The organism is Haloarcula sp. CGMCC 1.2071 (genome assembly GCF_037078445.1).
Classification (GTDB): domain Archaea; phylum Halobacteriota; class Halobacteria; order Halobacteriales; family Haloarculaceae; genus Haloarcula; species Haloarcula amylolytica.
In genome coordinates, this window is the sequence record NZ_JAYMGY010000003.1 from 302938 (window position 1) to 317058 (window position 14121).

Genomic DNA, 14121 nt, shown 5'->3' on the forward strand with positions numbered 1-14121 from the left:
AGGCTGGGAGCATCATCAACTCGGCGCAGGCTGTACCCCATTCTGTGCCACCGGCCCTAAAAGCGCTTTCGAAGCCGAAATCGCGTGCCAGGCCGGCACACGGGTGCTGTCGGGTGGTCTGTCTATTCCGCGGCCGCCGACGCATCGGCCAGCGCAGCCCTCGCGTCGGAGACGAGACGGGCAACCACCTCGCCGGCGGGCCGAACGTCCTGTGCGAGCCCGGCGCTCTGGCCAGCGTAGTGGGGCAGGGCTTCGACGTCGCCGGTCATGTCCGCAAGCGGAGGCATATCAGCAAGCCGACTGATCGGATCGCCGTCGGGCATCCGTGCGACCTGTTCGGAATCGCTGCCGCCGGTTTCCCCATCTGAATCGGCACCGGGCTGCTGTCTGACTTCGTCGGTTTCGAGGACCCGATGTGGCTGGTCCGGCCAGCCCCGGTCGAACAGTTCGGTGAACCGCGTCGCCGTCTCGGGCGCATCAACGATGCGTTCCCGGTATGTTTCGTGAGCGCCCGATTCCTCGGTCGCCACGAACCGAGTCCCGAACCAGCCGCCGTCGGCGCCAAGCGTCAACGCCGCTGCGAGGCCGCGACCGTCGCCGAGACCGCCGGCTGCGACGACTGGCACTGGAACCGCGTCAGCCACCCGCGGGAGCAGTGCCATCGTCGTCACGTCGCTCTGGATGTGGCCGCCGGCTTCCCGGCCCTGGGCGACCACGACATCCGCTCCGGCGTCGGCGGCAGCCTCGGCCTCGGCGGCACTTCCGACCGTTACCATCGCCGTCCCACCGGCCTCGTGGACCCGGTCGATGTACGGTTCGGCGTCGCCAAAGGAGAAGGAGACAACCGACGTGCCCGCGTCCAGACACGCATCGAGACACGCCGACGGCGAGAGCACGCCCGTCGATTCGTCGAGGACGACGTTGACGCCGATCACGCCGTCTGTCGCGGTTGCGGCTTCCGTGTATGCATCACGAATCGCGTCGGCATCGCGCCACGACATCGCCAGCATCCCGAGGCCACCCGCGTCCGCGACCGCCGCGGCCAGGGCCGGCGTGGAGACGCTTCCGACCGGTGCCTGCACAACTGGGTGGTCGATACCGATTTTGGCACAGAGCGGGGTCTGGAGGGGTGCCATACCGGCCACTGTGTCCGGTCCGGTGAAAAGCGTACCTCGATGGCGCCGTGACCGTCAGGTCCATACTGACTCGTCCGCCACCACCGGTATGGACATCGCGCGCTCGCTCCGAGCCGAGGCCCGCCGCGCAAACGAGCGGCGACTGCTCGTGCTGGCGGGCGACCCCGACCGAACCCGGGCGCGAGCGAGGGCAGCCCTCGACGCTGCGGATATCCCCAGCGCTGAGACGACCGTCGTCGGGCCGGAGTCGTTCCTCGACTGTGAACACCACGAGCAGTCCCGCGCCGAGGAACTCCTCGGGCGGACCCGGACGGCCGTCGTCGTCGATGCGCACGAGGAACTGCGGCCGGACGCGGTCGGGCGGACCGTCGGTGCAGTCGACGGCGGCGGCCTCTACGTTATTCTCGCGCCGCCGCTGGACCGATGGCCCGAGGAGCGGGACGGGTTCGACGCCTCGCTCGCGGTCCCGCCGTTCGGCGTCGAGGACGTGACCGGCCACTTCCGCCGTCGGTTCGTCGAGACGCTCCGGGCACACCGGGGTATCGCCATCGTCGACGCCGACACGGGCACTGTCGAGCAGGATGGTCTGACGAATCCGCCGCCGAGTCACCCGGTTCCAGACCCGGAACTGCCAGCCGACGCGCGGTTCCGCTCCGAGACCTACGCCCAGTGTCTCACCGACGACCAGCAGGACGCGGTCCAAGCGTTCGAGGCCCTGCAGGGCGACGGCGCGGCGGTCGTTGTCGAAGCCGACCGGGGCCGGGGAAAGTCCAGCGCCGCCGGGCTGGCCGCCGGCAATCTCGCCGCGGCGGGCAGGGACGTGCTGGTGACCGCACCGCAGTACCGGAGTGCCGGCGAGGTGTTCGCGCGGGCGGCACACCTGCTAGAGACGCTCGGTATCGATTTCGCGCGCGACCAGGTGTCGAATCCTCAGCGGCTCGACGTTTCGGGGGCGGGCCGGGTGCGGTACTCGTCCCCCGACGAGGCCGCGGCGTTACCGGACGATCCTGACGTGGTCATCGTCGACGAGGCCGCGGCCCTGCCAGTCCGGCGACTCGAACAGTTCCTCGACGCCCCGGCGGTCGCCTTTACCACGACCGTCCACGGGTACGAGGGGGCGGGCCGGGGCTTCTCGGTGCGGTTCCGGGACCGCCTGGCGGAAAGCGACCACACGGTCACCGACGTGTCGATGACGACGCCGATCCGGTACGGCGACGCCGACCCCGTGGAGGTGTGGGCGTTCCGGGCGCTGTTGCTGGACGCGCGCCCGCCGGTCGACCAGCTCATCACCGAAGCGACGCCGGAGAGCGTACAGTATCGCCGGCTCTCGACGGCTGACCTGCTCGCCGACGAACACCTGCTCCGGGAGACCTTCGGCCTACTCGTGCTGGCCCACTACCGGACGGAACCCTCGGATCTGGCTCGACTGCTCGACGCACCCAATCTCACTGTCCGGGCACTGACCCACGAGGGCCACGTCGTCGCGGTCGCGTTGCTGGCTCAGGAGGGCAGGCTCTCGGCGGACACGCGAGCCACGATGTACGAGGGAGGGCGGGTCCGCGGGAACATGCTTCCGGACGTGCTGTCGACGCAGCTCCGGGACGAGGCCGCCGGGATTCCGGTCGGCCAGCGGGTCCTCCGCATCGCGACCCACGCCGCGGCCCGGTCCCGCGGGCTCGGCTCCGAACTCCTCTCGGAAATCGAGACGGAGTTCGCCGACCAAGTGGACTGGCTTGGGGTCAGCTACGGTGCGACGCCGGAACTCGTCCGCTTCTGGGCGGACAACGGTTACAGTACCGTGCACCTCGCCACCTCGCGAAACGCGACCAGCGGCGAGTACTCCGTCGTGATGCTGGACCCCTGTTCCGACGACGGGGCGGCGCTCTCGACCCGACACGGTGGATGGTTTCAGGACCGCATCGCGGCGGTGCTGTCAGACTCGCTCGACGACTGCGACCCAGACGTGGTCCGGGCCGTCATCGAGGCGACCGACGTGGAGCCGACGCTCTCGCTCTCCGAATGGGAGTGGCGACTGGTCGCGGGCGTCCCCGGCGGCGCGTCGGTTCTCGACACGAACCCGAAGCCGTTCCGTGAACTCACCCGTCGACACCTCTCGGACGCGGCGGAGCGGACCGCGCTGTCACCGCGAGAGGAACGCCTGCTTGTCCGAAAAGTCCTGCAAGCGCATCCGTGGCCGACTGTTGCCACGGAACTGGATTTCGTCTCTGAGCGGGAGTGTATGCGAACGCTGGGCGGAATAGTCGAAAGATTGACGCGTCTGTACGGCGACGATTGGGTACAGGAGGAACTCGACAGACACCAATGAGCCTGCTCGGCCTCGAAACGCTGCTGTTCGTGCTCGCGTTCGCCCTGCTGGTCGGCGGTGTCATCGGTAGCCTCACACCGCAGGTCCCCGGCGCACTCGTCTCGCTCGCCGGCGTCTATCTCTACTGGGTCGCCAGCGGCATGACCGAGCCCGGAACGATCGTACTGGCCCTGTTGACGCTGGTCGGCCTGCTGACGTGGGCCGTCGACATTGCGGGCGGGGCCGTCGCCGCACGCGTCGGCGGGGCGTCGAACTGGACGGCGGCCTTGGCTGGCGTCGTGGCGCTCGTCCTCTTTTTCGTCACCGGCCCACTCGGCATCCTGTTGGGCGTCGCCGGCACGGTGTTCGTCGTCGAGTTCTACCGGCAGGAGGACGCTCGCGGGAGCGCGAAGGCCGCCCTGGTGACGACCGTCGGCATGCTCGCCTCGGGCATCGTCCAGGCCCTGCTGACGGCGTCGATACTGGTCACTATGGTCGCCGTCGCGCTCCTATGACTCGGTGTGCCGAGGACGACTGCGGGAACGAGGCCGCAGTCGAACTCCACATCCCCTGGGACGCGAACCGCGAAGTGTGTCCGAACCACGCTCGCGTCTGGGCGCAGAAGGACGGCGTCGTCCCCGCGCCGATGGACGGCCACGAGGACGAGTGGCCGTAGGCTGTTGTTCTCCCGATAGACAGATTAGTTCACACGAAGGTATCGGTTCGGGTGGCTGTCAACCGTTCACGAAGAAAATATAATAATAATTGGGATTGAATACGACAAGTGAGGCGTGTTATCATGAAACGCGAGATGCTCACCACCGACTTCATCGACCGTGCAGCGGACATCTACGACGACGTGACCGGTATCGTCGCCCACGACGGCACCGAGTACACGTACGCCGAGGTAAACGAGCGGGTCAACCGGTTGGCCCACGCGCTGTCGGACCGGGGCGTCTCGAAGGGGAGTCGCGTGGCCGTCCTCGCGCCGAACACACACTACTTCATCGAGACGCTGTACGCGACGAACAAACTCGGTGCCGTGTTCGTCCCGCTGAACTACCGGCTCGACCCCGCGAAAATCGAGTATATTCTGAACGATTGTGAAGCGGCGACGGTAATCGCCGACTACGACTTCGCGGAGAAGGTCCAGCCGGTACGGGACGACATTCCTGCGGAGACGTTCATCGGGTACGAGCCCGACCGTATTGACGGGGAATGGGAAGCCTACAGCGGTATCCTCGACGGGCAGCCGACAGCCGAACCGGACCGGCCGGACATGGCCGAGGACGACGACGCCAGCATCAACTACACGTCCGGCACGACAGGGGACCCGAAGGGCGTGGTCAGAACCCATCGGACAGAGAGCTGGCACGCGCTGGTGCTCAATCAGCACATGGAGATACGGGACGACGACACGTACCTCTGGACGCTCCCGATGTTCCACTGCAACGGCTGGGGCCACACCTACGCCATCACCGGGACCGGCGGCACTCACGTCTGTCAGCGGACCTTCGACGCCGCGGACACCTTCCGGCGAGTGCGAGAGTACGACGTGTCGTTCATGTGCGGCGCGCCGACGGTGCTGAACAAACTCATCCAGCACTACCGGGCTCACGATGGCGACGTCGTGACACAGGGTGACCGCGAGGTACGGATCGCGACGGCCGGCAGTGCCCCGGCGACGGCGACCATCGAACGCGTCGAAGACGAGTTCGGCTGGCGCATCATCCACATCTACGGCCTGACCGAGACGGCCCCGATCATCACGACCAGCAACTCCCCGCGGCGCATCGCCGAGCGGGGCCGGGAACTCAAGGTCACGCAGGGGTCCCAGGTGCTGTGTACCGATATCAGGGTCGTCGACGAGGACGGGAACGACGTGCCACGCGACGGGACGACCATCGGCGAGATCGTGGTGCAGGGCAACCAGGTGATGGACCGCTATCTCAACAAGCCCGAGATCACCGAGGAGGCATTCAACGACCGCGTCGAAGGGTACTTCCACACCGGCGACCTCGCGACGTGGGACGAGGACGGAATGGTACAGATCATGGACCGCCGGAAGGACATCATCATCTCCGGCGGTGAGAACATCTCCTCTATCGAACTGGAAGACGAACTGTACGACCACCCCGATGTCCTGAAAGCCGCGGTCATTCCGGCCCCGAGCGAGGACTGGGGCGAGACGCCGATGGCAATTGTCGTCCCGACGGCCGACAGCGACGCGACCGAACAGGATATTCTCGAGTTCCTCAGGGAACGCGTCGCAAGCTACAAGGTTCCTGCAGGTATCGACTTCCGGGACTCGCTCCCTGAAACGGCGACCGGGAAAATCCAGAAGTACGAACTCCGCGAGGAGTACTGGCAGGAGCAGGAGCGGATGATTGGCCAGGAGTGAGGGTGCCAGGGTAGAAAGGAACGGCAGCGAGCTACCAACACGATTCTTTATTAGGTTTCCGGCGGTCGGTCACACCATGCATCTGGGAGTCGTCGTGCCACGCGTCGAGGACCACAGCACAATCGACCTGGCCGTCGAGGCCGAAAACTGGGGCTACGACTCGGTCTGGCTGAACGAACTGTGGGGTGCCAGTTCCGTCGTCGAACTCACGGACATCGCGACCCGGACTGACGACATCGAAATCGGGAGCGCGATACTCAACGTCTTCTCGCGGTCGCCGGCCGTGCTGGCGATGACAGCGACGACCCTCGACAGGGTCTCAGACGGGCGGGCAGTCCTGGGCCTGGGAACGAGTACAGCCCGATCCATCGAGAACATGCACAGCATGGAGTTCGAGCGACCGGTCCGTCGCGCCCACGAGACCATCGACATAGTCAAACAGCTCATGACGAGCGACGAACGGGTGACCTACGACGGCGAGGTTGTGTCGGTCAGGGGCGTTCCGCCGCTAGACCGCGACGTGCCGGTGTATCACGCCGCGCTCGGGCCGGCGAACAGGCGAGTCGTCGCCAGACTCGCCGACGGCTGGCTGCCGCACATGATTCCGTTCTCCGAACTGGAGTCGGCGTTCGACTACATCACGGAGACGGCACGCGATGCCGACCGCGACCCGAGCGAGATTTCCGTCGCCCCGTACGTGCCGGCGGTGGTCCACGAGGACTCCGAGCGGGCGACCGAGGAACTCCGACAGCACATCGCCTACTACGTCGGCAGCGGCGAGGGGTATCGCCGGGCCGTCGCGGAGACGTATCCGGACCGGGCGGAGCGCATCGCCGACGCCTGGCAGGCGGGTGACCGCGGGGAGGCGACGGAGCTCGTCACTGACGAGATGACGGCTGACCTCGGCATCGCCGGGACGCCGGCTCAGGCCCGCGAAAAGAGAGATTCGATAGCGGAGAGGGAGATAATCGACAAACTCCTGCTGACAGTGCCACAGCAAGTCGACGGTGACCTGGCTCGGGAGACAATTCGGGCGCTGGGTCGGACGGAGTCCTAGAGGTCGACTTCCATCATCACCTCGTCGGCGTACTCGTCGCCGAACTTGTAGTGGTCTTCACGGACGGCTTCGGTGTCCCAGCCGTGGCCTTCGAGGAACTCGATCGCGTCCTCGTTCGTCGATGGGACAGAGTTGTACAGCTTCTCGTAGCCGTTCGACGCCGCCCACTCGGTGCCCCGGGCGAGCAACTGTGAGCCGATACCGTGGCCCCGATAGCGGTCAAGCACGCCCAGCGTTAGCTCTGCGGTGTGGCTGAGTTTCTCCACTTCAGGGTGTTTGAGGTGGACCCACCCGACAACGTCGTCGTCGATGCAGGCGACGAAGAAGATGCGCGACTCCAGTTCGTTGTGTCGGAGCAACACGCCCTCGCTGTCCACCACGTCAGCGACGGTCTCCGCGTCGACGTACTCGCCGCCGCCGATAGCGGCTCGGATGGCCCCGACGAGGCCGGTCAGGTCCTCCTGACGGGCCTGCCGAATGGTGAACTCGATGTCGTCGGCCTCGAACTCCTCCTCGACGGTGTCGTTGTACGCGATGCGGAGTTCCCCGTCGATTTCTGCCAGCACGCCGTCGCGTTTGAGTATCGCGACGTGGTGGCCGAACGGGCGCGGGTCTATCTGCAGCGACGTCCGTGCGGCTCGTGGCTCAACTGACCCGTGCGATTCGACGTACTCGTAGATGTCCCGTCGGTCCTCGTGGTCGAACTGCAGTGGCTCTGTTAGCTCCATGGTATCTGCTACCACGACACAGTACTTAGTCTTTTATCAAAGATCGTGTAATTCACAGTAGACAGTCGCTACTGCTCCGGAACGCCGGTCAAAAGAACCGCCACGTCGCGGGCGTTGTGCGTATCGACGAGCAGCTCTGCGGCCGCTCTGACACTGTAGGTGCCGGCTAACTCCACGCCGTAGCAGGTGGCGTAGCAGTCAAGCCAGTCGTTCATCGTCCGTTCCAGCCGCTCGAACTCCGCTTCGGAGAACCGGACCCACGACCCGCCGGTCCGGGCCTCGCAGTACAGGGCTACTGTGGGACCGAACCCCTCCCGAACGATTTCCATCGCGCGCTCCTCGTCCGGCGGGTCGGGGTCCAGCGACTCGTGGGCCTCCTCGGCCCGGCGGGAGAGCGCCCGGATTCGGTCGTCGTACTGGCCGCGCATCGCCGAACAGGTCACCCCTGATTGAACTCCACCCCTTTCCCGCCAGCGGGGTGCTCCCACTCGGTGTCGGCGACGATGGCGCAGGTCCCGCACTCGACGCAGGGCTGGGTATCGAGGCTCACGAGGTGTTCCTCGCTGCCGTTAGTTTTGACCGTCTCGTCGCGGTAACAGCCGCCGCCAAAGTCCTGGGCACTGACCGGGCAGGCCGTGACGGCGGTCCCAGACGCCTCGAAGGAGTTGTCGACCAGTTCGATGTGGGGGTCGCCCACGTCGTAGGTCAGGTCGCCGATGCGGTCGGCCAAGTCGGGTGGCGAGACGGTGTTCTCGTCGGTCACGGGCTCGCCCAGTTCCTCGGCGATGACCGTCGGCAGCGTCACGTAGGGCAGTTTCGTGTCGGGAATCATCGACACCAGCCGCGGCGACGAGTAGGCCCGTTCGAGCAGGCCGCCTGCCGCGCGGACCCCGAACCGGCCGACGGCGGACTCGGCGATAGCGTTCGAGAGGTCGTCGACGGGACCGAGTTCGCCGAGCTGGCCGAACACCCTGTACCCGGTCGGCCGGAGCTTGTCCATCACGCCCTCGTCGTGGAGTTTCTTCTCGTACAGCTCACCGGCCTGGGACGGGTCGTTCCGCGCCCTCGCGTCGGCGAACGCCTCGGCAGCCAGCGCCCCGGCGGTGACCGCGTGGTTCATCCCTTTGATGATGGGGCCCTGAGCCTGCATCTGGCCGGCGGCGTCGCCGACCAGCACGAGGCGGTCCTTATGCGGCGAGGGATGGGCCGCCTTCTTCGAGTCGGGGACCAGTTTCGCGCTGTACTCGCGTTCGTCGTACTCACCGCCGAGCCACTGGGCCATGAGCGGGTGCGTGAGCAGGCTGTCGAGCAGTTCGTGGGGCTCGGCGTGCTCCTCGGCGATTGAGTCGAGGTGGAACACGGTCCCAATAGAGAGCGAATCCTCGTTGGTGTAGAGGAAGCCACCGCCGCGGACGCCGTCGAACAGGTCGCCCGAAAACAGGTGGGCCGCGCCGTCGTCGGGAGCCACGTCGAAGCGGTCGTTGATGACTCCGGGCTCCATGTCGACGACCGCCTTGACACCCTGGAACCACTCGTCAGGGTCCTCCCAGTCCATCAGGCCGGCGTCGCGGGCGAGTTCGGAGTTGACGCCGTCAGCGGCTACCACGAGGTCGGCCTTGATCGGATCCAGTTCCTCGGTCGTCACGCCGACGATTTCGCCCCGCTCGCGGAGCAGGCCGGTGACGTGGACCTCGGTCAGCAGGCCGCCGCCGGTCTCGCGGGTGCGCTCGTGGACCTGCTGGGCGAGCCACGAGTCCATCTTCCGGCGGAGCACGGCGTCGGCCCACGCCGTGTCGTGGTGGTGCAGGTCGCCGATGTCGAACGATTTCACCTTGTCGCCGGCGATGTTGTGGATGACGTTCTCCGTCACCGGCCGCTCCGTCGCTTCCTCGCGGAAGTCCGGGAACAGCCCGTCGATGGTGTAGGGGGCCGACTCCTCGGCGTAGATGAGCCCGCCCGAGACGTTCTTCGAGCCGGCGTCGACGCCGCGTTCGAGCACGAGCGTCTCGACGCCGTTTCGCGCGAGCGTCGCCGCCGCGGCGGCCCCGCCCGGTCCGCAGCCGACGACGACCGCCTCGTACTCCTCAACGGCGTCAGTCATCGCTGGCCTCCATCATCGCACCCAGTTCACCGGCTTCGACCGCCTCGGTCAACTGCGGGAGCACCTCGAACAGGTCCCCCTCGATGAGGTAGTCCGAGAAGTCACGGATGTCGGCGTCCGGATTAGTGTTGACGGCGATTATCGTGTCCGACTCGTCGCAGCCGACCTTGTGCTGAATCGCGCCGGAGATGCCCGCCGCGATGTACACGTCAGGTTCGACTTCCTGCCCGGACTCGCCGATCTGGCGCTCTTCGGTGACGTACTGCTCGACGTGGCTGTCGAAGGAGTACGACGAAGTGATGACGCCGCGGGACAGTCCCAGGTCAGCCTCGTCGAAGGCGTCAACGAGGTCCAGCGCCTGCTCGATGCCCTGTGTCGGGTCGTCGCCGATGCCCCGGCCGACGGCGACGACGACGTCGTTGCCGGTGAGGTCGACGCCGCCGGAGAGGCGGTCGTACTCCTCGACCTCGACTGTGAACCACTCCTCGTCGAGGTCCATCTCGTAGTCGACGACCTCGCCGTCGCGCTCGTAATCTGGGTCGGGCATCTCGAAGCTCCCCGGAATCACCGACGCCCCTTGCGGGTGGAAGTCCCGGTTGGGCTTGTCGATACAGAGAATCGTCGAGTACTCGAACCCGGAGAAGTCCGGGCGCTTCATGTGCAACACCCGTTCGAACTCCTTCTTGTCACCGGCGGTGCCGACTTTCGCGGGGTTGGAGATCATCGCGCTCTCGATGTACAGCCCCGAACAGTCGGAGGCCAGCCCGGAGTCGAGTTCGCCCTGGACGAGCGCCGAGAGGTCCCGGCCGTTGTTCGTCGCCGGGAAGACAGCGTAGCGCGGCTCGTGGTAATCCTTCCACGCCACCTCCTCGCGGCCCTCGGCGGCGAGTTCCCCGCCAGCGCGGGCCATGTCACAGAAGATTTCGGTGTAGGGCTGGTGGCGGAACCGTTCTAAACGAGGGTCCTCGTGGTAGACGACGAGGTCCGCGCCGTAGGCGATGACGTCCTCGACGTGATCACTTGCATCGGCCCCGATGAGGACGGCGACGACGCGCTCGTTCTCATCGTAGTCCTCGTTGTACGTGTCCATTAGCTCCCGAGCCTTCCCGAGCATCTCCTTCGACACGTCGACGAGTTCGCCGGCCTGGGTCTCGCAGTACACCCACATGTCGCGGTACTCCGCGCCGACGGTCCCCTCGACCCACTGCTTGTCGTTGGTCGGGTGGTCGAGGTCCGGGTATTTCTCTTCCGGTGGGACGTACTCGACTTCCGCCGTCTCCTCACCCTCGTCCTCCTCGGTTCCTTCGACAGATTCGATTCGGCTCTCAATCTGCGATTTCGCCGTCTTGCGGTCCTCACCCGCCTTCTCGCGTTCGAGCAGGTCACGGAGGACGTCGGCGTCGTCGATGTCCCGCACCATGTTCGCCACGTCGGCGACGGTGAGGTCCGAAAGGTCGACAGCTTCCGGGTCGATTTCGCCGTCGTCTTCGGCCTCGACCTTCTCGATGCGGTCCTCGATGAGCGTCTTGACGGGCATGCGGTCCTCGCCGTCCTCCTCCAGTTCCAGCATCGCCCGCAGTTCGTCAGCGTCGTCGACGTCTTTGATTTTCGGTCCCAGCTCGGCGATCTCGTGGTCTGTGGGGTCGATGTCAGGCATGGTCAGTCACCTGCCGCGTACGGCGTGAGTTCGTCCAGTACCGGTTCCAGCGCCTCGCTATCGTCGGCTTCGATCATCGTCGCCTCCCGCTCGGAGGGAGCCTTGGGAATCGGGTCGACGCCGGAGACGATGGTCGGCGAGCCGTCCAGGCCGATGTAGTCCGGGTCGAGGTTGAGGTCTTCGTGGTCCCAGACCGTGAGATAGTCCTCGTACTCCTCGGCCCGTTCCTGAGTCTCATCGCGGAGATCCTTGTGTTTCAGCCGGTGGCTCGCCTTCCGGTAAGTCGGTTCGAATTCGGGGTCGGCGACGATGAAACACGGCATCGGCGCTTCGACCGTCTCGATCTCGGAGATATCGCCATCGACCAGCCGCTTGGCCCGGACGGTGCCGGCGTTCTCGTCGATGTCGAGCGAGACGACGTGGGTAATCATCGGCCAGTCCAGACACCAGCAGGTCTGTGGGCCGGTGTGACCCGTCTCGCCGTCGGCCGTCTTGAACCCGGCAAACACCAGATCGGGCTGGTCGTCCAGTTTCTGCAGGCCGGTGGCGACGGTCATCGCAGTGGCCCACGTATCTGCGGCCCCCATCTCACGGTCCGAGAGGAGATACAGGTCGTCGGCGTACACGTCCCGCATCCCCTCCTGTAAGACCTCTTTGTATCCCGGTGGCCCCATGCTCATCAGCGAGACGTGCCCCCCGTTGCGGACTTTCGTCTGGAACGCCGCCCGAAGCGCGTGCTTGTCGTTGGGGTTCATCACCGTCGGTGTCTTCCCGCGTTCGAGATGGCCATCCTCGTCGAACGATACCTGTCCCTCGCGGAAGTCCGGTACGCCTTTTGTCATGACGACTGTATGCATGGTATCACGACCCTCGTGAGTGTATCTCACACAAGAATCTATAATAAATGTATGTTTACAAATCTGTATGACAGGTCGGCGTCTCTGTCTCAGGTGAGGTAGAATCCGGCAGCACGCTGTATGACGACAGGCTGACAGCTACAGGGCGTTTATATCTGGGGTGTAGAACGCTGCAATCCCGCGGAAACAGGACAGTCCGATAGTTCAGATACGACCGGCACGGCCTGGGTCCACGTCGATGGCGTCGACCGGACACACGTCGACACAGAGCATGCAGTCGATGCACTGCTCCTCGTGGGCGGGGTCGGCCTTGATTTCGCTCTCCGGGTGGTCCGGCGTGTCGACCCACTCGAACACGTCAACGGGGCAGTCCTCCAGACACGCGCCGTCGGCGATGCAGATGTCGAAGTCGACGGCGACGTGTGTCCCGTGGATGCCCAGTTCCTCGGGCTCGTCGACCGGCCCCCAGACGTCGTGTCCGTCGTGCTGTTCGACAACGTCGCGGTTCTCCTCGAACTCCGGATCTATGGCCATTGGTATCTTATCTCACTTTTGCGAGCTACTTAACTTTTCGACCTAACCGTCAGAATCCGGGGCCGTCGCGGCGATCCGGGCCCCGAGTGTCCTCCGGTCCGAGATCGTCGATACGGTCGGCCGGTCCCGGCAGGTCGCCGCCGGGCAAGCCGGTTTTCTCGCCTGTACCGGCCGTTTCATCCGTATCCGGGCCGCCGACTCCGACTCGCCGGATGAACTCGACGGTCCGTTCGTACACGTCATCGTAGTGCGTCCCGTGGAAGGGGAAGCCGTGATCCGACGGCACCGTCTCGTGGACGACATCGGTCATCGGCCCGAGCGCGTCGGCCAGTAGTTCGGACTGGGCTGGCGGGATGACGTCGTCGTCGGTCCCGTGGAGCAACAGCGTCGGCGGAGCGTCGGTGTTCACCTGTCCGACCGGCGAGGCGAGGTCGTAGGCCGCGGGTTCGTCATCGGGTCCGCCGCCGAGATACGCGCGATGGCCCTCGCCTGCTGGGACGTCGGTGGTGCTGTCGAGCGCGTGGAAGTCGTAGACGCCGGCGTAGCCGACAGCGGCCGACAGCGCCGAAGACGCGCCGGGGTACAGTTCGGGTTCGAACCCGGGTTCATCCGCCGTCAGCGCTGCCAGGACAACGAGATTCGCGCCCGCCGAGTGGCCGACGCCGACGATGCGGTCAGTGTCCGCGCCGTAGTTCTCGCCCTCCGTTCTGGCCCACTCGATAGCGGCTTTCACGTCGACCAACGCCGCCGGGAACGTCCACTCCGGCGCGAGCCGATACTGAGGCTCGATAACCAGAAAGCCGTCCGCAGCGAGGTCAAGCGCGTGCCGGGCGAACTCGCCCTTGTCGCCGGACGTGAACGCGCCACCGCGGACAAGCACGGCGACCGGTTTCGGGCCGCTGGCCGCTGGCGAGTCGTACAGATCGAGCGTCAGCGTCTCGCCGTCCCCCTCGTGGAACGGGATGTCACGCTGCACTGTCACTGACTCCGGGGCGCGGTCTGTCACGGGCTACAGTCGGGCCGTCGCGGACATAAGCCCGACGCTATTCGCTCTCGACGCTGGAGTCGAGCGAGGCATCGGCATCGCGGGCGGCCACCGACGCCGCAGCCCCAACCAGCGCCATCACAGCCGCTGGGCCACACGTTCGCGATACCCGACTGGTCACTGCTGCGTTCCTGCAGGCGAACGAAGTCACCGCTGGAGAACCCGCTGTCCGCCGGAGCCTGCTGGCCGATGACTGCCATCCCACTCGCCGGCTCTCTGTTCTTGAGGGATTGACAGTCAGTTACATCGTTCTGAACGAAGCGAAAAAGCTCGGTTATCGGGCGGTACACCTGCGGCCCG

At 65.9% G+C, this 14121-nt stretch carries 14 protein-coding genes; 5 read left to right on the top strand and 9 right to left on the bottom strand.

Annotated features, from left to right (window positions below; genetic code table 11):
* Positions 1 to 122: 122 nt before the first annotated feature.
* A complete protein-coding gene (locus VI234_RS08900) occupies positions 123 to 1136 on the bottom strand; it encodes an NAD(P)H-dependent flavin oxidoreductase (RefSeq protein ID WP_336329778.1) in 1014 nt (337 codons plus the stop codon).
* On the opposite strand from VI234_RS08900, the gene tmcA reads away from it, so the two are divergent.
* The 5 genes from tmcA to VI234_RS08925 all read left to right on the top strand — a co-directional run bounded on the left by tmcA (position 1135) and on the right by VI234_RS08925 (position 6899).
* Positions 1135 to 3462, top strand: coding sequence for a tRNA(Met) cytidine acetyltransferase TmcA (gene tmcA, locus VI234_RS08905; RefSeq protein ID WP_336329922.1), 2328 nt, complete (start codon positions 1135 to 1137; stop codon positions 3460 to 3462). The two genes, VI234_RS08900 and tmcA, sit on opposite strands and share 2 nt — an antisense overlap.
* The gene (locus tag VI234_RS08910) at positions 3459 to 3956 is read left to right on the top strand and encodes a DUF456 domain-containing protein (protein ID WP_008310323.1); all 498 of its coding nucleotides are present in this window, start codon (positions 3459 to 3461) and stop codon (positions 3954 to 3956) included. Before tmcA ends, VI234_RS08910 begins: the two co-directional genes overlap by 4 nt.
* Positions 3953 to 4117 carry a hypothetical protein gene (locus tag VI234_RS08915; RefSeq protein WP_008310325.1) on the top strand — a complete coding sequence of 55 codons (165 nt, stop codon included), beginning with the start codon at positions 3953 to 3955 and terminating at the stop codon, positions 4115 to 4117. Before VI234_RS08910 ends, VI234_RS08915 begins: the two co-directional genes overlap by 4 nt.
* Positions 4118 to 4240: 123 nt before the next feature.
* A complete protein-coding gene (locus tag VI234_RS08920) occupies positions 4241 to 5842 on the top strand; it encodes a class I adenylate-forming enzyme family protein (protein WP_008310326.1) in 1602 nt (533 codons plus the stop codon).
* Between the two features lie 76 nt (positions 5843 to 5918).
* Positions 5919 to 6899: an LLM class flavin-dependent oxidoreductase gene (locus VI234_RS08925; RefSeq protein ID WP_008310327.1), complete on the top strand. Its 981-nt coding sequence runs from the start codon at positions 5919 to 5921 to the stop codon at positions 6897 to 6899.
* Here the strand turns inward: VI234_RS08925 and VI234_RS08930 are convergent.
* From VI234_RS08930 to VI234_RS08965, 8 genes are all read right to left on the bottom strand, one after another.
* Positions 6896 to 7627, bottom strand: a complete 732-nt coding sequence (locus VI234_RS08930; RefSeq protein ID WP_336329779.1) for a GNAT family N-acetyltransferase — start codon at positions 7625 to 7627, stop codon at positions 6896 to 6898. The two genes, VI234_RS08925 and VI234_RS08930, sit on opposite strands and share 4 nt — an antisense overlap.
* Positions 7628 to 7695: 68 nt before the next feature.
* The gene (locus tag VI234_RS08935; RefSeq protein ID WP_336329923.1) at positions 7696 to 8055 is read right to left on the bottom strand and encodes a hypothetical protein; all 360 of its coding nucleotides are present in this window, start codon (positions 8053 to 8055) and stop codon (positions 7696 to 7698) included.
* Between the two features lie 11 nt (positions 8056 to 8066).
* Complete coding sequence (locus tag VI234_RS08940) at positions 8067 to 9728, bottom strand: FAD-dependent monooxygenase (protein ID WP_336329780.1); 1662 nt, start codon at positions 9726 to 9728, stop codon at positions 8067 to 8069.
* Entirely contained in the window at positions 9721 to 11385 is a 1665-nt protein-coding gene (locus tag VI234_RS08945; RefSeq protein WP_336329781.1) for an electron transfer flavoprotein subunit alpha/FixB family protein, read from the bottom strand. The genes VI234_RS08940 and VI234_RS08945 overlap by 8 nt, the downstream gene beginning before the upstream one ends.
* Before the next feature lie 2 nt (positions 11386 to 11387).
* Complete coding sequence (locus tag VI234_RS08950; RefSeq protein ID WP_336329782.1) at positions 11388 to 12242, bottom strand: electron transfer flavoprotein subunit beta/FixA family protein; 855 nt, start codon at positions 12240 to 12242, stop codon at positions 11388 to 11390.
* A 204-nt stretch (positions 12243 to 12446) separates the two neighbouring features.
* Complete coding sequence (locus tag VI234_RS08955) at positions 12447 to 12776, bottom strand: 4Fe-4S dicluster domain-containing protein (protein WP_004593526.1); 330 nt, start codon at positions 12774 to 12776, stop codon at positions 12447 to 12449.
* 49 nt (positions 12777 to 12825) lie between these two features.
* Positions 12826 to 13782, bottom strand: coding sequence for an alpha/beta hydrolase (locus VI234_RS08960; protein WP_336329783.1), 957 nt, complete (start codon positions 13780 to 13782; stop codon positions 12826 to 12828).
* 37 nt (positions 13783 to 13819) lie between these two features.
* Complete coding sequence (locus VI234_RS08965; RefSeq protein ID WP_336329784.1) at positions 13820 to 13942, bottom strand: hypothetical protein; 123 nt, start codon at positions 13940 to 13942, stop codon at positions 13820 to 13822.
* Between the last annotated feature and the right edge of the window lie 179 nt (positions 13943 to 14121).

What these genes read in the sequence shown, in the direction of transcription:
- VI234_RS08915 (WP_008310325.1), top strand. Translation starts at nt 3,953, where the DNA reads ATGACTCGGTGTGCCGAGGACGACTGCGGGAACGAGGCCGCAGTCGAA.
- VI234_RS08945 (WP_336329781.1), bottom strand. Translation starts at nt 11,385, where the DNA reads ATGCCTGACATCGACCCCACAGACCACGAGATCGCCGAGCTGGGACCG.
- VI234_RS08910 (WP_008310323.1), top strand. Translation starts at nt 3,459, where the DNA reads ATGAGCCTGCTCGGCCTCGAAACGCTGCTGTTCGTGCTCGCGTTCGCC.
- VI234_RS08955 (WP_004593526.1), bottom strand. Translation starts at nt 12,776, where the DNA reads ATGGCCATAGATCCGGAGTTCGAGGAGAACCGCGACGTTGTCGAACAG.
- VI234_RS08935 (WP_336329923.1), bottom strand. Translation starts at nt 8,055, where the DNA reads ATGCGCGGCCAGTACGACGACCGAATCCGGGCGCTCTCCCGCCGGGCC.
- VI234_RS08925 (WP_008310327.1), top strand. Translation starts at nt 5,919, where the DNA reads ATGCATCTGGGAGTCGTCGTGCCACGCGTCGAGGACCACAGCACAATC.
- VI234_RS08940 (WP_336329780.1), bottom strand. Translation starts at nt 9,728, where the DNA reads ATGACTGACGCCGTTGAGGAGTACGAGGCGGTCGTCGTCGGCTGCGGA.
- VI234_RS08900 (WP_336329778.1), bottom strand. Translation starts at nt 1,136, where the DNA reads ATGGCACCCCTCCAGACCCCGCTCTGTGCCAAAATCGGTATCGACCAC.
- VI234_RS08950 (WP_336329782.1), bottom strand. Translation starts at nt 12,242, where the DNA reads ATGCATACAGTCGTCATGACAAAAGGCGTACCGGACTTCCGCGAGGGA.
- VI234_RS08920 (WP_008310326.1), top strand. Translation starts at nt 4,241, where the DNA reads ATGAAACGCGAGATGCTCACCACCGACTTCATCGACCGTGCAGCGGAC.
- VI234_RS08930 (WP_336329779.1), bottom strand. Translation starts at nt 7,627, where the DNA reads ATGGAGCTAACAGAGCCACTGCAGTTCGACCACGAGGACCGACGGGAC.